Annotated in this window: 12 protein-coding genes; 8 read left to right on the top strand and 4 right to left on the bottom strand. The window is 57.8% G+C overall.

Annotated elements, in window-relative coordinates; translation table 11 throughout:
- Nucleotides 1-21 precede the first annotated feature (21 nt).
- On the top strand, nucleotides 22-1,308 hold the full coding sequence (gene pepB / locus ACOTZD_RS04005; protein ID WP_023325070.1) for an aminopeptidase PepB: 1,287 nt from the start codon (nucleotides 22-24) through the stop codon (nucleotides 1,306-1,308).
- Nucleotides 1,309-1,386: 78 nt separating this feature from the next.
- On the top strand, nucleotides 1,387-2,163 hold the full coding sequence (gene sseB / locus ACOTZD_RS04000) for an enhanced serine sensitivity protein SseB (RefSeq protein ID WP_023325069.1): 777 nt from the start codon (nucleotides 1,387-1,389) through the stop codon (nucleotides 2,161-2,163).
- Nucleotides 2,164-2,180: 17 nt separating this feature from the next.
- On the opposite strand, the gene ACOTZD_RS03995 is transcribed toward sseB, so the two are convergent.
- From ACOTZD_RS03995 to ACOTZD_RS03980, 4 genes are all read right to left on the bottom strand, one after another.
- The gene (locus tag ACOTZD_RS03995) at nucleotides 2,181-2,951 is read right to left on the bottom strand and encodes a MurR/RpiR family transcriptional regulator (RefSeq protein WP_003860643.1); all 771 of its coding nucleotides are present in this window, start codon (nucleotides 2,949-2,951) and stop codon (nucleotides 2,181-2,183) included.
- A complete protein-coding gene (gene sseA, locus ACOTZD_RS03990; protein WP_003860641.1) occupies nucleotides 2,951-3,796 on the bottom strand; it encodes a 3-mercaptopyruvate sulfurtransferase in 846 nt (281 codons plus the stop codon). Before sseA ends, ACOTZD_RS03995 begins: the two co-directional genes overlap by 1 nt.
- An 89-nt stretch (nucleotides 3,797-3,885) precedes the next feature.
- Nucleotides 3,886-5,253: a 6-phospho-alpha-glucosidase gene (locus ACOTZD_RS03985; protein WP_003860640.1), complete on the bottom strand. Its 1,368-nt coding sequence runs from the start codon at nucleotides 5,251-5,253 to the stop codon at nucleotides 3,886-3,888.
- A gap of 12 nt (nucleotides 5,254-5,265) precedes the next feature.
- Nucleotides 5,266-6,810 (bottom strand): PTS transporter subunit EIIC, encoded by a 1,545-nt coding sequence (locus ACOTZD_RS03980; protein WP_003860637.1) that lies wholly within the window; start codon nucleotides 6,808-6,810, stop codon nucleotides 5,266-5,268.
- Nucleotides 6,811-7,096: 286 nt separating this feature from the next.
- Here ACOTZD_RS03980 and ACOTZD_RS03975 point away from each other — a divergent pair, with 286 nt between their 5' ends.
- The 6 genes from ACOTZD_RS03975 to ACOTZD_RS03950 all read left to right on the top strand — a co-directional run bounded on the left by ACOTZD_RS03975 (nucleotide 7,097) and on the right by ACOTZD_RS03950 (nucleotide 19,118).
- Nucleotides 7,097-12,049: an alpha-2-macroglobulin family protein gene (locus ACOTZD_RS03975; protein WP_137047618.1), complete on the top strand. Its 4,953-nt coding sequence runs from the start codon at nucleotides 7,097-7,099 to the stop codon at nucleotides 12,047-12,049.
- A gap of 1 nt (nucleotide 12,050) precedes the next feature.
- On the top strand, nucleotides 12,051-14,378 hold the full coding sequence (gene pbpC / locus ACOTZD_RS03970) for a peptidoglycan glycosyltransferase PbpC (protein WP_174402147.1): 2,328 nt from the start codon (nucleotides 12,051-12,053) through the stop codon (nucleotides 14,376-14,378).
- Nucleotides 14,379-14,466: 88 nt separating this feature from the next.
- Nucleotides 14,467-16,845 (top strand): DMSO/selenate family reductase complex A subunit, encoded by a 2,379-nt coding sequence (locus tag ACOTZD_RS03965; RefSeq protein ID WP_023325065.1) that lies wholly within the window; start codon nucleotides 14,467-14,469, stop codon nucleotides 16,843-16,845.
- The gene (locus ACOTZD_RS03960; RefSeq protein WP_003860631.1) at nucleotides 16,842-17,471 is read left to right on the top strand and encodes a DMSO/selenate family reductase complex B subunit; all 630 of its coding nucleotides are present in this window, start codon (nucleotides 16,842-16,844) and stop codon (nucleotides 17,469-17,471) included. Before ACOTZD_RS03965 ends, ACOTZD_RS03960 begins: the two co-directional genes overlap by 4 nt.
- Complete coding sequence (locus ACOTZD_RS03955) at nucleotides 17,464-18,243, top strand: dimethyl sulfoxide reductase anchor subunit family protein (protein ID WP_063855541.1); 780 nt, start codon at nucleotides 17,464-17,466, stop codon at nucleotides 18,241-18,243. The genes ACOTZD_RS03960 and ACOTZD_RS03955 overlap by 8 nt, the downstream gene beginning before the upstream one ends.
- A complete protein-coding gene (locus tag ACOTZD_RS03950) occupies nucleotides 18,243-19,118 on the top strand; it encodes a 4Fe-4S binding protein (protein ID WP_058648659.1) in 876 nt (291 codons plus the stop codon). The genes ACOTZD_RS03955 and ACOTZD_RS03950 overlap by 1 nt, the downstream gene beginning before the upstream one ends.
- Nucleotides 19,119-19,158 lie beyond the last annotated feature (40 nt).

Here is a 19,158-nt window from a genome sequence, read left to right as displayed (position 1 = left end):
TTGCTAATAAGGAAAAATAAAATGACCGAAGCGATGAAGATTACGCTCTCGAATCAGCCTGCCGACGCGCGCTGGGGCGAGAAAGCCACCTACAGCATTAATAACGACGGCATTACCCTGCACCTGACGGGCAACGATGATTTGGGCCTGATCCAGCGCGCCGCGCGTAAGATTGACGGCCTTGGCATTAAGCATGTGTCGCTGGAAGGGGAAGGTTGGGACACCGACCGCAGCTGGGCGTTCTGGGCAGGCTACAAAGGGCCGAAAGGCACCCGTCAAATTGAGTGGGCGAACCTCGACGAAGCCGGTCAGAAAGAGCTGGAAAGCCGCCTGAACATTATCGACTGGGTGCGCGACACCATTAACGCACCGGCGGAAGAGCTGGGGCCGGAACAGCTGGCGCAGCGCGCCGTTGACCTGCTGTGCGGTGTGGCGGGCGAAAAGATGTCCTACCGCATCACTAAAGGGGAAGACCTGCGCGAGCAGAACTACATGGGTATCCACACCGTGGGCCGTGGCTCAGAGCGTCCTCCGGTCCTGCTGGCGCTGGACTACAACCCAACCGGCGACAAAGAAGCGCCGGTCTTTGCCTGTCTGGTCGGGAAAGGCATCACCTTCGACACCGGCGGCTACAGCCTGAAGCAGAGCGCATTCATGGACTCCATGAAGTCCGACATGGGCGGCGCGGCGACCATTACCGGCGCGCTGGCCTTCGCTATCACCCGCGGCCTGAACAAGCGCGTGAAGCTCTACCTGTGCTGCGCGGATAACATGGTGAGCGGCAACGCCTTCAAGCTGGGTGACATCATTCGCTACCGCAACGGTAAAAACGTTGAGGTGATGAACACCGACGCCGAAGGCCGTCTGGTGCTGGCCGATGGCCTGATCGACGCCTCTGCGCAGAAGCCGGAGCTGATTATCGACATGGCGACCCTGACTGGCGCGGCGAAAACTGCCCTGGGTAACGACTATCACGCCCTGTTCAGCTTCGACGACAAGCTGGCCGCTCGCCTGCTGGCCAGCGCGGCGGCGGAAAACGAACCGTTCTGGCGTCTGCCGCTGGCCGAGTTCCACCGCAGCCAGCTGCCGTCTAACTTCGCCGAGCTGAACAACACCGCGAGCGCAGCGTACCCGGCGGGGGCAAGCACCGCAGCAGGCTTCCTGTCTCACTTCGTTGAGAACTACCATGAAGGCTGGCTGCACATTGACTGCTCCGCAACCTACCGTAAAGCGGCGGTTGAGCAGTGGTCTGCGGGTGCGACCGGTCTGGGCGTGCGTACCGTAGCGAACCTGCTGACGGCTGAGTAATGCTCTTTGCCCTCACCCTAACCCTCTCCCCATGGGAGAGGGCAGGGGTGAGGGGGAAATTCGACATCTGGAATTGTTATGTCAGAAACCAAAAACGAATTAGAAACCCTGTTGGAGCAGGCGGCGACCGAGCCCGCCCACCGTCCGGCCTTTTTCCGCACGCTGCTGGAATCCACCGTCTGGGTGCCGGGCACCGCAGCGGAAGGGGAGCAGGTTGTCGAAGACAGCGCGCTGGATCTGCTGCACTGGGAGAAAGACGACGGCACGTCGGTGATCCCGTTCTTTACTTCGCTCGAGGCCTTGCAGGAAGCGGTAGAAGACGAACAGGCGTTCGTGGTGATGCCGGTGCGCACGTTGTTCGAAATGACCCTGGGGCAGACGCTGTTCCTCAACGCCAAACTGCCGACCGGGAAAGAGTTTACTCCGCGCGAAATCAGCCACCTGATTGGTGACGAGGGCAACCCGCTCAGCACTCAGGAGGTGCTGGAAGGGGGCGAAACGCTGCTGCTGTCTGAAGTGGCCGAGCCGCCCGCGCAGATGATTGACTCCCTGACCACGCTGTTTAAAACCATCAAGCCGGTAAAACGCGCGTTTCTCTGCTCCATCAAAGAGAGCGCTGACGAAAAGCCTGTTCTGCTGATAGGGATTGAGGCCGACGGCGATATCGACGAGATCATCCAGGCGGCGGGAAGCGTGGCGACCGACACCCTGCCGGGCGATGAGCCGATTGATATCTGTCAGGTGAAGAAAGGTGAGAAGGGGATCAGCCACTTTATTACCGAGCACATCACTCCGTTCTACGAGCGTCGCTGGGGTGGCTTCCTGCGCGATCTCAAGACCAACCGCATTATCTGATTACGGCGGGGTGATCTTCACCCCGTTGCTTCCAGCAGCAGTAAATCCATCAGCAGCACCAGATTCGACTCAAACGACGTCACACCTGCGGCTTCGGCGGCGAAATGTACCGCTTCGTCATAGAGAGCAAAATGCACGTCCGCCATACCCGCCAGCGTATTGGCCGACGCGCGGGTAAACGCGACGATCGTCATGCCGACGTTTTTGGCGATCCGCGCTTTATCCAGTACCTGCTCCGTTTCGCCGCTGCGTGAAACGGCAATAAACACCTGATAGCGCGCGGCGTTGCTGAGAAAAATATTCCGGCTGTCTCCCGCCCCGGAGATGAAGGCCGTTTTTCCCAGCACCTGCAACTTCTTGGTCAGGTACTCGGCAAAAAGGTACGAAAACCCGGCACCGTAGAGAAAGAAGCTCTCTTTCTGGCGCAGCAGGCTGGCAAACTGCTGGCGTTTGTCCTGAGTGACCCACTGGAAGGTCTGCTGATAGTTGGCAACGAACCGGGTAAAAAGCGCGGGCATTTCCGCATGTTGCTCAGGCTGTACGGTGATATGCGGCGTGTCAGAAAGCAGCTGCTTGCAGTGCCAGATAAACTCGCTAAAGCCGCTAAACCCCAGCTTCTGGCACAGCCGCATAATCGTCGCGGTAGAGACAAATGTCGCCTGCGCCAGCTCGCGCACCGTGATGTTGCCCACCAGCAATGGATGCTCAGTGAGGTGGGCGAGGACGCGATACTCCGCGCGGGTCAGCGACGACCCGCGCGTTAACAGCGTTGCCAGGCGGTTATCCATTATTTCGCCGGTTCAACCGGCAGATCGTCTCGTGCACCCCATTCACTCCAGGCGCCGTCGTACAGGGTCACGTCATTTGCGTCAAGGGTTGCCAGCGCCAGGATCACCACGCAGGCCGTTACGCCGGAGCCGCAGCTGGCAATAACCGGACGATGCAAATCCACGCCCTGACGTTCAAAAATGGCACGCAATTCATCGGTGGTTTTCAGCTCGCCTTCAAACACCAGATCGCCCCACGGCACGTTCAGCGCCCCCGGGATATGGCCGCGTTTCAGTCCCGGTCGCGGCTCGTCCGCTTCTGCGTTGAAACGTGGAGCGGGACGCGCATCGACGATTTGCGCCGTGTTTTCGTGGCTCACGACCAGCACGTCGGTCAGGCGCTTGACCACATTAGCGTCAAACGTGGCATCAAATTCCCCTTCCGGCAGCGTGACGTCACCCTGCTGAAGCGGTAGTTCGTCGCGCTTCCAGCCTGCAAGTCCGCCCGCCAGAATCGATACCTTTTCCACGCCGAAGTTTTTCAGCATCCACCACGCTCGCGGCGCGGAAAACAGATTACCTTCATCGTAAACAACAAGATGTTTATCTTTGCTGATGCCCAGCTCGCGCATCGCCACGGAAAACGCTTCCGGGCGAGGCAGCATGTGCGGCAGGGAAGAGGTGTGATCGGAGAGGGCTTCGATATCAAAAAATACCGCGCCAGGCAGGTGCCCTGCCCGGTATTCAGCGGGAACGTCACGATGCTCCTGGCCCGGAGGGGCCATGCGCGCGTCGATAATCTGAACTTCCGGGTCGTCGCCGTGCTCAATCAGCCAGTCGGCAGCGACAAAATATGAGGTGGACATGGTTGCCTCCATTCTTTTCCGTAAAAAAGGATTATCGGTGTTTTTTCTGACACCGACAAGCTCACCACGTTCAACTCGCGAGCAAGCCCCTATTTTTTCACCGCTTCACCGTCCTGCCAGGCCTTTTGCAGCGCAGGCCAGTAGTCGCGGTTGGCTTCGATCATCTCATCCAGAATCGCTTTCGCGTGCTCCATGGTCGGCACGGTGCGGTTCAGAGTGAACGCCTGCAACGCTTTCTCGTAGCTGCCTTCGATGGTTGCCTCAACCAGCAGCTGTTCAGAGGCCAGCTGCTGTTGCAGGAGCGTCTGGTGGAACAGCGGCACCTGACCCACGCGGACGGGCTCCGGCCCTTCGGAGGTGATATAGGCAGGCACTTCCACCACCGCATCGTACGGCAGGTTGGTAATCGCCCCGCGGTTTTCCACCATCACCAGATGGCGGCTTCGCAGGTTGAACGCCAGCGAACAGGCGACGTCAACGATAAATTCACCGTGGACGCCCACGTGGAAGGCATCCGGTAAAATTCCGGTGCGTTGATATTCTTCGGCGGCGGCGAACAGCTTTTTCTCGCGCCCGTTCATCACTTCGTTGGCGCGGGTATAGTCCGGGTTTTGATGCTCCACAATCTGGTTCGGCATCAGGTAGTACTGTAGATACGGGTTCGGCAGGTACTCCGGGAAGTTATCCATAATCGGCTTGATATTGCGCCAGGTTTTCACCCACGACGGATCGGAATGCTGCGGATCGGTTTTAGCCGCATCTTCCGTCAGCAGGCCAAACTTCGCGATATGCTTACGCAACTCCGGGAGCTTGTCTTCGCCGTCCACCAGCACGCGGGTAAACCAGCCGAAGTGGTTCAGGCCGAAGTAGTCCACTTCCAGTTTATGACGATCCACGCCCAGAATGGCGCCCATATTGCGCATCGCGGCAACCGGCATATCGCAGATGTTCAGCACCCTCGCGTTCGGACGCAGGCGGCGCACGCCTTCCGCGACGATCGCCGCCGGGTTGGAGTAGTTCACGATCCAGGCTTTCTCGTGCGCGTAGCGATCGACCAGATCGATAAGCTCCACCATCGGCAGGATCGTGCGCAGGCCATATGCCAGCCCGCCGGGCCCGCAGGTCTCCTGGCCCACCACGCCGTGACGCAGCGGGATCTTCTCATCCTGCTCACGCATTTTGTACTGGCCGACGCGCATCTGGGCGAAGACAAAATGCGCGCCGCTAAAGGCCACTTCCGGGTCACTGGTGACCGTAAATTTGATGCTCTGGCTGTGGTCGCGAATAACCTTCTCCACCACGGGCGCGATGGTGTTCTGGCGCGCCTCGTCAATGTCATACAGGCGGATCTCTGCCAGAGGGAAATCGTGCAGACGCACCATGAGGCTTTTCACAATACCTGGCGTGTAAGTGCTACCGCCGCCGGCAATCGACAGAATAAATGGGGGTGTAAACATCTTTAGCTCCTTTCAGAGAAACGTCTCAACGGCTTCTCGCATTTTTTTGACATGCAGCCCGTAGACCACCTGAACGTTGTTACCTTGTTTGATAATCCCTTTCGCGCCGGTCGCTTTCAGGCGCGGTTCGTCGATGATGGCGACGTCCTTCACCGTGACGCGTAAGCGGGTGTAGCAGTTATCCACCACCTCTATGTTTTCCCGACCGCCCAGACCCACAACGATCGATTCGCCCAGCCCGTCGTTATTGCCCTTCGCCTGGTACTCCTGCTTGCTGTAAAGGCGTGTCTCCTGGTCCTCATCTTCACGCCCCGGCGTTTTCATGTTGAAGCGCAGGATCAGGAAGCGGAATACCACGAAATAAAGAGTGAACATGATCAGCCCGACCACGATGTACATGGGCCAGTTGGACTTCTCCGTGCCGAGCGGCAGGTTGTAGAGGATGAAATCGATAATCCCGTTGGCGCCGATGGCGTGAACGCCAAACAGCGAGAACAGCATCATGCCGATACCGGTCAGCACCGCATGCACCACGAACAGCAGCGGGGCGACAAACAGGAAGGAGAACTCAATCGGCTCGGTTACGCCGACCAGCAGCGAGGTCAGCGCCGCCGGGATCAGAATCGCTTTCGCCGCCGCTTTACGCTCTGGCCTGGCGGTCATATACATCGCCAGCGCCGCGGCAGGCAGGCCAAACATTTTGCTGATGCCGCGCGCATCCCACACCACGGTACTGCTGAGCTGCTTCACGTCCGGGCAGGCCATCTCGGCGAAGTAGATATTGCGCGCGCCCTGGTAAGCCGTACCGCACACCTCCTGCGTACCGCCCAGTTCGGTATACAGGAACGGCGTATAGACCAGATGATGCAGGCCCGTCGGCACCAGAATGCGTTCAAGGAAACCGTAGATCGCCACGCCAAACGGACCGGACCCTTTGATCGCCAGCGCCAGGGCGCTTATTCCATGCTGTGCGTACGGCCAGAGTTCGCTCATGATCACGCCGAGCAGCATAGAGACAGGCAGCATTACAATCGCGACAAAGCAGTGGCCGGAGTAAATCGCCATCGCGCCGTTAAACTGGACACCGGAATATTTGTTGTACAGATAACCGGAGAGCGCCCCGGTCAGGATCCCGGCGAAAACGCCCATTTCCAGCACCTGGACGCCCAGCACCATGCTTTGTCCGGCGGCTTTCATCTGTTCCGCAGGGGCCAGTTCCCCCTGAAGCTGTAACGTCACGTTCATGGCATTGATAAACACGATAAAAGTTACCAGCCCAATCAGCGCCGCGTAGCCTTTGTCTCGGGTTGCCAGTCCAATGGGGATACCAACGGCAAACACCAGCGCCAGGTTGACCAGCACCGACACGGCAGACTTGGCGATCAGCTGGCCGACACTCTGGATCAGCGGGTGGCCAAGAAACGGCAGGTACTCGGCCAGATTGCCGTTACCCAGCACATTCCCAAAGGCGATAAACAGGCCTACGATGGGTAAGATAAGTACAGGTCCGTAAAGTGATTTTCCGAAATTTTGTAGGGCGTTCACGGCTCGTTTCATGGCTTTCTCTCTTATTGAACCGCGCACTCAGGGTGCGTCATGGTCATAAAACTAGCAGGCCTGATGCGAGCTTATCCAGCTATCTTCTTGTTTTAAAAACAAATGACGTGAAAGGTAACATGTAACGTTATGCGCTGTGATCGCGGTTCCATCACGGCGTAGCGGCGTGATGCCATTCTGCGAGGTGCTTTCCAGATTATAAAATTGGACTTTTTGTATTAACGAAACTTGCGGATAATACTTATCCGGACGATGACCAACAGGCCCCTCAGGCCAGGGACACAGGATGAAACCGTTTCGCTTAGCTGCGATCTCTCTCGCGCTGCTCACCACCTTTACGCTTGTCGGCTGTGATAACAGCGACGACAAACCTCAGGCCGCTGCCCCCGCAGCGTCTACTGCATCAGAAAAGAAAACCCCGGCGACACCGGATCCTGAAAAGCTGGCTAAGCTGGCCGCGCAGAGTCAGGGTAAGGCGTTGACGCTGCTGGATGCCTCGGAAGTGCAACTCGACGGCGCCGCGACGCTGGTTCTGACCTTCTCTGTACCGCTGGATCCCAGCCAGGATTTTGCGAAAACGGTACATGTGGTGGATAAAAAAAGCGGCAAAGTGGACGGCGCCTGGGAACTGGCCCCCAATCTGAAAGAGCTGCGCCTGCGCCATCTGGAGCCGAATCGTAATCTGGTTGTCACCGTCGAACGTGATTTGCTGGCGCTGAACAAAGCGACATTCGGCATTGACTATGAAAAAGCGATCACCACCCGGGATGTTGAACCGACGGTCGGATTCGCCAGCCGCGGATCGCTGCTGCCGGGTAAAGTGGTGGAAGGGTTGCCGGTGATGGCGCTCAACGTCAACAATGTGGACGTGAACTTCTACCGCGTTAAGCCGGAGTCGCTGGCCTCGTTTGTCAGCCAGTGGGAGTACCGTAACTCGCTGACCAACTGGGAATCTGACAACCTGCTGAAGATGGCGGAACTGGTCTACACCGGCCGTTTCGACCTCAACCCGGCGCGCAACACGCGTGAAAAACTGCTCCTGCCGCTTAAAGATATTAAGCCGCTCCAGCAGTCTGGCGTCTATATCGCCGTGATGAATCAGGCTGGTCACTATAACTACAGTAACGCCGCGACGCTCTTTACCTTAAGTGATATTGGGCTGTCCGCTCACCGTTATCATAACCGCCTGGACATCTTCACCCAGAGTCTTGAAAACGGTGCGGCGCAGTCAGGCGTGACCATTACCCTTCTGAACGATAAAGGGCAGACTCTGGCCGAGGCGAACAGCGACGCCGATGGTCATGCGAAACTGGAAACCGATAAAGAAGCCGCGCTGATCCTTGCCAGTAAAGATGGCCAGACCACGCTTCTTGACCTCAAACTTCCGGCGCTGGATCTGGCGGAGTTTGATATCGCCGGTAACCCGGGTTACAGCAAACAGTTCTTTATGTTTGGCCCGCGCGATCTCTATCGTCCGGGTGAAACGGTGATCCTTAACGGCCTGCTTCGCGACAGCGATGGCAAACCGCTTCCCGATCAACCGGTAAAACTTGACGTGCTGCGTCCGGACGGACAGGTGGCGCGTACGGTCGTTGTGCAACCTGAGAATGGCCTTTATCGCTTCAACTATTCGCTTGATAGCGGCGCCCAGACCGGCATGTGGCATATTCGCGCGAATACGGGGGATAACCAGCAGCGCATGTGGGATTTCCACGTCGAAGATTTTATGCCTGAGCGTATGGCGCTGAATCTGACAGGGCAAAAAACGCCGGTTTCCCCGCAGGAGGATGTGGACTTTAACGTTGTGGGCTATTACCTGTACGGCGCGCCAGCTAACGGCAATTCTCTGCAAGGCCAGCTTTTCCTGCGTCCGCTACGTGACGCGGTGCCTGCGCTGCCTGGCTTCCAGTTCGGTGATATTGCCGAGGAGAACCTGAGCCGCAGCCTGGATGAAGTGCAGCTTACGCTGGACGAACAGGGGCGCGGACAGGTTACCACCGAAAGCCAGTGGAAAGAGGCGCACTCGCCGCTGCAACTGATTTTGCAGGCCAGCCTGCTGGAATCAGGTGGGCGTCCGGTAACGCGACGCGCTGAGCAGGCTATCTGGCCGGCGGCTGAGCTGCCGGGTATTCGCCCTCAGTTCGCCAGCAAGGCGGTTTACGACTACCGCACCGATACTACCGTCAACCAGCCGATCGTCGACGAGAACGGCAACGCCAGCTTCGACATCGTCTATGCCGATGCCAGCGGAGCCAAAAAGGCCGTTTCCGGATTACAGGTACGACTGATTCGCGAGCGTCGTGACTACTTCTGGAACTGGTCCGAGAGTGAGGGCTGGCAGTCTCAGTTTGATCAAAAAGATCTGGTTGAGGGCGAGCAGGAGCTAAACCTCAAGGCCGATGAAACCGGTAAAGTCACCTTCCCGGTGGAGTGGGGCTCATACCGTCTGGAAGTGAAAGCCCCTGATGACATGGTCAGCAGCGTGCGCTTCTGGGCAGGCTACAGCTGGCAGGATAACAGCGACGGCACCGGGGCCGCGCGCCCTGACCGCGTGACGCTGAAACTGGATAAGCCATCCTATCAGCCAGGCGATACCATCCAACTGCACATCGCCGCGCCGGCCGCAGGCAAGGGCTATGCGATGATCGAGTCCAGTGAAGGGCCGCTGTGGTGGAAAGAGATCGACGTACCGGCTAACGGTCTGGATCTCGCTATCCCGGTCGACAAGGCCTGGAAACGTCACGATCTCTATCTCAGCACGCTGGTGGTTCGTCCTGGCGATAAATCAAAATCCGCCACGCCAAAACGGGCGGTTGGCCTGCTGCATCTGCCAATGGGGGACGAAAATCGTCGCCTGAACATCGCACTGGATAACCCGCAAAAAATGCGTCCGAACCAGACGCTTTCTGTGAAAGTGAAAGCCAGCGTAAAAGAGGGGGCTGTGCCACAGAAGGTGAACGTGCTGGTCTCGGCTGTCGATAGCGGCGTGCTGAACATTACCGACTACGTCACGCCGGATCCGTGGCAAGCTTTCTTCGGTCAGAAGCGCTATGGCGCGGACATCTATGATGTTTACGGCCAGGTGATTGAAGGTCAGGGACGTCTGGCCGCACTGCGCTTTGGCGGAGACGGCGATGAACTGAAACGCGGCGGTAAGCCACCGGTGAACCATGTCACCATTATTGCCCAGCAGGCGCAGCCGGTTACGCTTGATGCCAACGGCGAAGGCACCATCACGCTGCCGATTGGCGATTTCAACGGTGAACTGCGTCTGATGGCGCAGGCCTGGACGGAAGACGATTTTGGCAGCAGCGAAAGCAAAATCATTGTGGCGGCTCCGATTATCACCGAGCTTAACACGCCGCGGTTCCTCGCAAGTGGCGATACCTCCCGCCTGACGCTGGACCTGACTAACCTGACTGACCAGCCGCAAACGCTGAGCATTACGTTAACCGCAGCCGGTAAGTTGTCGCTCGAAGGTGCTCAGCCAGAGCCGGTTAAGCTGCCGCCTGGCGCACGTAGCACCCTGTTTATACCGGTGCGTGCCCTGGAGGGCTATGGCGATGGGGAAGTGACTGCTCAGGTGACGGGCCTTCAGCTCCCAGGTGAGACGTTTGCGCCGCAGCAGAAGAGCTGGAAAATTGGCGTGCGTCCCGCATTCCCGGCGCAAACCGTGAATACGGGCACGATGCTGAATCCTGGCGAATCCTGGAGTGCGCCAGCACAGCATATCGAAGGTTTCTCGCCTGCCACGCTACAGGGGCAACTGTTGCTCAGCGGTAAACCACCTTTGAACCTGGCGCGCTACATACGTGAACTTCAGGCCTATCCGTATGGATGTCTTGAGCAGACCACCAGCGGCCTGTTCCCGTCCCTCTACACCAACGCGGCACAGCTGAAGGCACTGGGCATTAAAGGCGATACCGACGATAAACGCCGTGCGGCCATTGATATCGGGATCTCCCGTCTGCTGCAAATGCAGCGTGACGATGGCGGTTTTGCCTTGTGGGATAAAAACGGCCCGGAAGAGTACTGGCTGACCGCCTATGTCACGGACTTCCTGGTGCGGGCAGGGGAGCAGGGTTACAGCGTGCCTGCCGAGGCGGTGAATAACGCCAACAGCCGACTGCTGCGCTATTTACAGGATCCGGGCATGATGTCCATCCGCTACAGCGACGACACCCAGGCCAGCAAATTTGCTGTCCAGGCGTATGCTTCGCTGGTGCTGGCGCGTCAGCAAAAAGCGCCGCTCGGTGCGCTGCGTGAAATCTGGGAGCGCCACGCTCAGGCTGCTTCCGGGCTTCCGTTGATGCAGCTGGGCATGGCACTCAAACTGATGGGGGATGCACCGCGCAGCCAGCAGGCGCTGGATCTGGCTCTCAAAACACCCCGTAACGACAGCCGAAACTGGATGGCGGATTACGGCAGCCAGCTGCGTGATAATGCCCTGATGCTCTCCCTGCTGGAAGAGTACAAGCTGCTGCCGGATGCGCAAAACAGGCTGCTGAACGCGTTATCTGAAGACGCGTTCAGCCAGCGCTGGCTGTCTACCCAGGAGAGCAATGCGCTGTTCCTGGCCGGACGATCACTGCAAACCTTGTCAGGTGCGTGGCAGGCAACGACCTCTCTCTCTGAACAGACCCAGAGCAGTGATAAAGCGCAGGTAGAAAACCTGAACGGCGATCAGATTGGTGCGTTGAAGATGACGAATACCGGCACTACGCCGCTGTGGGTACGACTGGACACTACTGGCTATCCGGAGTATGCGCCTCAGCCATCCTCTAATGTCTTGCAGATTGAACGTCATATCCTGGCGACAGACGGCAGCAGCAAGTCGCTCTCTTCTCTGAAGAGCGGTGAACTGGTTCTGGTATGGCTGGAAGTGAAGGCCAGCCAGAACGTGCCGGATGCGCTGGTGGTGGATCTGCTCCCGGCAGGTCTGGAGCTGGAAAACCAGAATCTGGCGAGCAGCAGCGCCAGCTTGCAGGACAGCGGCAGTGAAGTGCAAAACCTGCTGAATCAGATGCAACAGTCTGATATTCAGCACATGGAATTCCGCGACGATCGCTTTGTGGCCGCGGTGCCGGTCAATGAAGGTCAGCCGGTCACGCTGGTTTACCTGGCCCGTGCCGTTACGCCGGGAACCTACCAGGTGCCTGTTCCGATGGTCGAGTCCATGTACGTTCCGCAGTGGCGGGCAACGGGGGCGGCCAGTGGCCCGCTGATCGTTGTTCCGTAAGATGCGGATAGCACGCCTGATTCGCTCCCGCTGGCTGTGGCTGGCGGGAGCGCTTCTCGTTTCAGGGGGGCTGATTGTCGTCGCTGACCGCGTGTGGCCGTTGCCCCTGAAAGAGGTCAACCCTGCGCGAGTGGTGGTGGATGAGCAGGGTGTTCCGTTGTGGCGTTTTGCCGACAGCGAAGGCATCTGGCGCTATCCGGTTACCATTAAAGAGGTTTCCCCACGCTATCTTGAGGCGCTGATCCAGTATGAAGATCGCTGGTTCTGGGATCACCCGGGCGTCAATCCGCTATCTGTACTGCGTGCCGCCTGGCAGGATCTCACCTCCGGGAGAGTGGTTTCTGGCGGGAGCACGCTTACCATGCAGGTGGCACGCCTTCTGGATCCGCATCCGCGAACCTTTGGCGGTAAAATTCGTCAGCTGTGGCGGGCGATGCAGCTGGAGTGGCATCTCTCCAAGCGTGAAATCCTGACGCTGTATCTGAACCGTGCCCCGTTTGGCGGCACGTTGCAGGGCGTGGGCGCGGCAAGCTGGACTTACCTTGGCAAACCGCCGTCTCAGCTGCGCTATTCCGACGCGGCGCTGCTGGCAGTGCTGCCGCAGGCACCCAGCCGTCTGCGCCCGGACCGCTGGCCGGAACGTGCCGAAGCGGCGCGGAACAAAGTACTCGACCGCATGCTGACTCAGGGCGTCTGGTCTGAGAAGCAGGTGAAAGAGTCCCGTGAAGAGCCGGTCTGGCTGGCCCCCCGGCAGATGCCGCAGCTGGCGCCGCTCTTTTCCCGCATGATGCTGAGTAAAAGTCGTGACACAAAAATAGTCACCACGCTGGATGCAGCATTGCAACGACAGCTTGAAGAGCTGGCAATGAACTGGAAATCACGCCTGCCCGCCCGCAGTTCGCTGGCGATGATCGTCGTGGATCATACATCCATGAAAGTGCGTGGCTGGGTAGGCTCGGTAGATATCAATGATGACAGCCGTTTCAGCCACGTAGATATGGTCAATGCGATCCGATCGCCGGGATCGGTTCTCAAACCATTCATCTATGGCATGGCGCTGGACGATGGTCTGATCCATCCCGCTTCGTTATTACAGGATGTTCCAAGAAAAACGGGGGATTATCGTCCCGGCAACTTTGACAGCGGCTTCCATGGGCCGGTCAGTATGAGCGAAGCCCTGGTGCGTTCCCTCAACCTGCCTGCGGTGCAGGTTCTGGAAGCGTACGGCCCAAAACGTTTTGCCGGAATGCTGAGCAACGCGGGATTACCGCTCATTCTGCCTGCGGGGGCACAGCCCAATCTCTCCCTGATCCTGGGGGGCGCAGGCGCACGCCTGGCTGATATCGCTGCCGCCTATAGCGCCTTTGCGCGTCAGGGTAAGGCGGGCCGGCTGCGTTTACAGCCGGGCGATCCGCTGATCGAACGTCCGCTGTTATCGCAGGGGGCGGGGTGGATTATTCGTCGCATTCTCGCTAATGAAGCACAGCCCCTGCCGGACAGTGCGCTGCCCCAGGTTGCGCCGCTGGCGTGGAAAACGGGCACCAGCTATGGCTACCGGGATGCCTGGGCCATCGGCCTGAATGCCCGCTATGTCATCGGAATCTGGACCGGACGCCCGGACGGCACGCCCGTTGCCGGGCAGTTTGGTTTCGCCAGCGCGGTACCGCTCCTGAATCAGGTCAATAACATGCTTCAGTCCCGCTCGATGGTGGATGAAGCGCGCCTGCCGCGCGATCCGCGTCCCGCAAGCGTAGGACGGGGCGTGATTTGCTGGCCGGGGGGCCAGTCCCTGCCTGAAGGGAGCGAAAACTGTCGGCGTCGGCTGTCAACCTGGCTGCTGGAAGGCAGTGAACCGCCTACGCTGCTGCTGCCGGAACAGGAAGGTATTCGTGGGATCCGTTTCCCGGTCTGGCTGGATAAAGAAGGCAAACGCGTTGCGGCGGATTGTCCTGATGCGACAGAAAAAGTGCTGGATGTCTGGCCGCTACCGCTGGAGCCATGGCTGCCTGCTGCCGAAAAACGGGCTGCTCGTCTCCCCGCCCGTTCAGCGATTTGCCCTCCGCTGGATAACCATAATGCGGCGCCGCTGATGTTGTCAGGCGTCAGAGAAGGGGCGGTAATTAAACGTCTTCCGGGTGAGAAAAATATGACCCTCAACGTTTCAACCAGCGGCGGGGAGGGGCAACGATGGTGGTTTTTGAATGGCGAACCGCTGGACGGGCATCAGAAGAATTATTCACTGCAATTATATTTGCCTGGTAAATATCAATTAATTGTATTAGATGAAACAGGACAAACGGCGACGGTGAATTTTGAATTAGATCGCTAAGTGTTACTCCTCAAGAGTTAGCTTGATAATTATCAATATTCGTTCCTGAAAAAAAACGAGAATGCGTTTTTATTTGAAGGAACGAGCAATGAAAAAAAATAAACATCAGGGAGAAGGGCTTATTCCCGCCATATCCCGGCGTCATTTTATTCAGGCAGGGTCGGCGCTCGCCGCCCTGCCGTTTGTCGTCAAAACCGGCAAAGTACAGGCACAGGACGCGGCGGTTTCAGACGCTACGCCTGAAGAAAAAGTGGTGCAAACCTGTAGTACGTTTGACTGCGGCGGCAAGTGTGATATTCGTGCTCACGTCAGTGATGGCGTTGTGACCCGAATTTCAACGCGACCGGATAACGCGCTGGATCCGCAGATGCCAGTGATGCGCGCCTGCGTTCGGGGTCGGGCTTATCGGAAATTTGTTTATCATCCCGATCGGCTTAAATATCCAATGAAACGCGTGGGTAAACGTGGCGAAGGAAAATTCGAACGTATTACCTGGGATGAAGCCACCACCCTTATTGCGAATCAATTAAAAACTATTACGCAAAAATACGGTGCTGCGTCACGCTATGTTCATGTGGGCACCGCGGTGTCCGGCGGGACCTTTTCCGGCGATAAAATGGTTCGTCGTCTGCTCAACTTAACCGGCGGCTATCTCGAAAGCTATCACTCGGTCAGTATGGGTAACACGGCGGCGGCAACGCCGTATACCTATGGCACCGCCGCCAGCGGCAGCTCTCTGGACACGCTGCTGGACACCAAACTGGTCATTCTCTGGGGGCATAACCCGACGGAAACCATCTTCGGGCACAGCAACCACTTCTACCAGAAGATGAAGCAAAACGGCACGCGCTTCATTGTTGTCGACCCACGCTATTCCGATACGGTTTCCTCCCTTGCCGATCAGTGGATCCCATTGCTTCCTGCCACGGACAACGCCCTGATGGACGCGATGATGTATGTGATCGTCACGGAGAATCTGCACGATCGCGACTTTATTCAACGCTACACCCTGGGCTTTGACGAAGACGCCATGCCAGAAGGCGTTCCGGCCAATGAATCCCTGATGGCTTACCTGAGCGGTGCAAAGGATGGCGTGGCGAAAACGCCCGAGTGGGCAGAGAAAATCACTCACGTGCCTGCACAAACTATTCGTCAGCTGGCGCGCGACTACGCAACCACCAAACCCGCCGCGCTGATCCAGGGCTGGGGACCGCAGCGTCACAACTGCGGCGAGCGCACCGCGCGCGGCTCGACGATACTGGCCACGCTGACGGGTAACGTTGGGGTGAAAGGCGGCTGGGCAGCAGGCTATGGAGGCTGCGCAAACCGCAAATTTGCGGCCGGGCCAGAGATGCCGGACAACCCGGTCAAAGCCAAAATTTCGGTCATGAACTGGGTGCAGGCTGCTGATGATGCTTCTAAGGTAACCGCGGAAGATGGCCTGAAGGATGCTGAGAAGCTGGACAGCAATATCCGCATCCTGTTCTCGCTGGCGGGCAATTATCTGGCTAACCAGAACCCGGATCTTCATCAGGCAACCCGTGTCCTGGAAGACGAGTCGAAAATCGAGTTTATCGTCGCAAGCGATCTGTTTATGACGCCTAGCGCCAGATACGCCGACCTGCTTTTGCCGGAAACCAGCTTTATGGAACGCTGGAATATCGGCGAAACCTGGGGCACGGCAAGCTATCTGATCCTGTCAGAAAAGCTCATTGAACCTGAATTTGAACGCCGTTCAGACTACGACTGGCTGCGGGAGGTCGCTGCTAAGCTTGGCGTCGAGCCAGCGTTCAGCGAGGGCCGTGACGAAAAAGCGTGGATTGAGCACATCTGGGAGCAGACGCGGCTGTCCATGCCGGATGAAAACCTGCCGGACTTCGCGACGCTACAGAAGACGCGTCAGCATCTTTTCAAAAGCGCGCCGTACGTTGCCTTTGAAGACAACATTCGCGATCCGCAGAATCATCCGTTCCCGACGCCGTCCGGAAAAATTGAGATCTTCTCGAAGCGTCTGTACGACATGCATCACCCGGAAATTCCGGCGCTGTCGCACTACGTGCCTGCCCATGAAGGGCCGGAAGACGAGCTGGCGAAAACCTTCCCGCTCCAGCTGATCACCTGGAAAGGGAAAAACCGCGCTAACTCCACCCAGTACGCCAACCCGTGGTTAATTGAGGCGCAGCAGCAAAAGCTGTGGATCAACCCGCAGGATGCGCAAAAGCGCGGCATTGCGCAGGGGGATACCGTGCGTATTCATAACGCGCGCGGCATTTGCGAGATCCCGGCGGAGGTCACGCCGCGCATCATTCCAGGCGTGGTGGCCATGCAGGCAGGCGCCTGGTGGCAGCCGGACGAGCAGGGTATCGATAAAGGCGGCTGCGCGAACGTGCTCAGTTCCGCCCGTATTACCGCGCTTGCGAAAGGGAATTCCCATCAAACCATGCTGGTGGAGGTAGCTAAAGCATGAGTCAGTTTAAACATTACGCACCGGTGAGCGACAAACAGCTGGGTTTTTATATCGACTCTTCTCGCTGCTCGGGCTGCAAGGCATGCCAGGTGGCGTGCAAAGATAAAAACAACCTTGAGGTCGGACGTCGTTTCCGTCGCGTTTATGAAGTCAATGGCGGGAATTTCATCCCAACCGGGCAGGGCGGCGTCAGCAACAATGTGTTTGCCTACACGCTCTCTATTTCCTGTAACCACTGTGCAGACCCAATCTGCACTAAAAACTGTCCGACCACGGCGATGCACAAGCGTCCGGGAGACGGCATTGTGCGCGTTGATACTGATAAGTGCGTCGGCTGCGGCTACTGCGCGTGGTCTTGCCCTTACGGCGCGCCACAGCTCAACGAGCAGACCGGGCAGATGTCCAAATGTGATTTCTGCGTGGATCTCCAGGCGAAGGGAGAGCAGCCCGTCTGTGTGGCAACCTGTCCACTCGAAGCGATTAAATTCGGGCCGATTGATGAACTGCGGGCGAAGTATGGTGCGGTCTGTGATGTGAAAGGCCTGCCTGATTCCTCCATCACCAAACCAAACCTGGTGATCAAAGCGCATCAGGGCGCAGAGAAAGAGGGGAAACGTCATGCATGAGTTACCGCTGCTGATTTTTACGTTGTTCCTGCAAGGATCGGTTGGCGTTACGCTGTGGCTGGCGTTCGGAAGCACGCAACGCAGCGTGCTGCTGCCGGCAGCCGGAGCGTTTGTGCTGGCGAGCCTGGGGCTGCTCGCCTCCGCGCTGCACATGGGCTATCCGCTTAATGCTCTTAACGCGCTGCGCCACGTATCCAGCTCCTGGCTGAGCCGTGAGATTATCTTTGCCAGTCTTTATCTTGCGGCGCTTGGCTTCGCAACGCTGCTGATGATTGTCAAAAAGCCAGGCTGGAAGCCGCTGTTGGTTGTGTCAGGTCTGGTTGGTTTAGTCGATGTGTTCTGCATGGCGCAGATCTACATGCACGCATCCGTGGTGACATGGCAGCATGTTAACACTCTGGTGCTGTTTATCGGTTCGGTGGGGATTATCGGCTCAGCCTGCATGGCCGTTGGGACGCGTTCCCAGTCAACCGTGCGTGCGGCGGTTGTCATTATCACGCTGCTGGTGCTTGTGCGTCTGGTGATGCAGCCCGTCTGGCTGGCAGATATTACGGCTATGGACCACACCGTGGTGACGTTCCCTCACGCACCGCTACAGATGCTGGAGCAACTGCGAACCGTTCATCTGCTGAGCTGGTGCGTATCCGTTGCGGGTATGCTGTGCTTTGCTGCGGGCGGCTTAAAAGCGGCGCGAGGCACAATGCTGTTGGGCAGCGCCTTGCTAATTGTGGGTGAGCTGATGCTGCGCTTTGTTTTCTTCAGTATTGGCTGATGGGCGGATTAACCTTTGCCCCGGCGATGGACGTGACGCATGCGTGCGTCCGTCGTCGTTTTCGCCACTCTTCCTGCTGTGCCTGCGCGGACGTCTGTCCCGTGCAGGCTTTTTCTTTTACCGACTCAGGCGTCTCGGTTGATGACAGCCGCTGTATTGAATGCGGTGACTGCCTGTTCGTCTGCCCCGCTGGGGCCATCACCGGCATCACGCCGCGAAAACGCTTTCTGAGTGGCGATACGCTTGTTGGGCCGTTTACTGACCGTGCACCAGGGGTGAATGAGCTTCTGCTGTGGCACGCGCAGTACCACGTTCGTTTTATCAGTATCGACGCGGAGCAGAATCCTGACTGGTTGCTGGCTATTGCCCGGCTGAATCTGGCGCTTCGTCGACGCGGTGAAGCGGCGTGGGCGTTTAAACATATACCCGTCAACGAGGTTAATACCGCCCGGCGTGCGCTGATGCACGTTCCCCGTGAGGATGTCCGGGTCTGTAGCGTCGTGCCCGGTCAGCGTGAACTGCGCAGGGCGTTTTCTGCGTTTAGCGAGGCAGAGATAACTCTCGATGCCGAATCTTGTGTACTGTGCGGCGCGTGCTGGCGGAGTTGTACGGAAAACGCGATTCGATTTGAGAACGCTGAACTGGTCGTGGAAACCGGACGCTGTACGGGGTGCGGCGGCTGCGAAGCGGTATGCCAGCATGCGGCGATAAACGTGACGCAAACAGAAGGAACAGCGAAAAGCGTGACCATACCGGCATATGAAGCCGTTTGCCTGACGTGCCACCGTCATTTCTGGTCATTTACGTCTGATGAAAAGCAGTGTCCGCTCTGTTTTCATCATCAACACGGTATGCGAAATACGAGCTGTTGCTAATCTTCGTCTCATTTTAAAAAAATGTTATGCATAACCATAG

This window comes from Enterobacter cloacae complex sp. SHL022 (assembly GCF_049237785.1).
GTDB lineage: Bacteria > Pseudomonadota > Gammaproteobacteria > Enterobacterales > Enterobacteriaceae > Enterobacter > Enterobacter hormaechei_C.
Note: the sequence above shows the minus strand (reverse complement) of the source record. Positions and strands in the feature narration are given on the sequence as shown.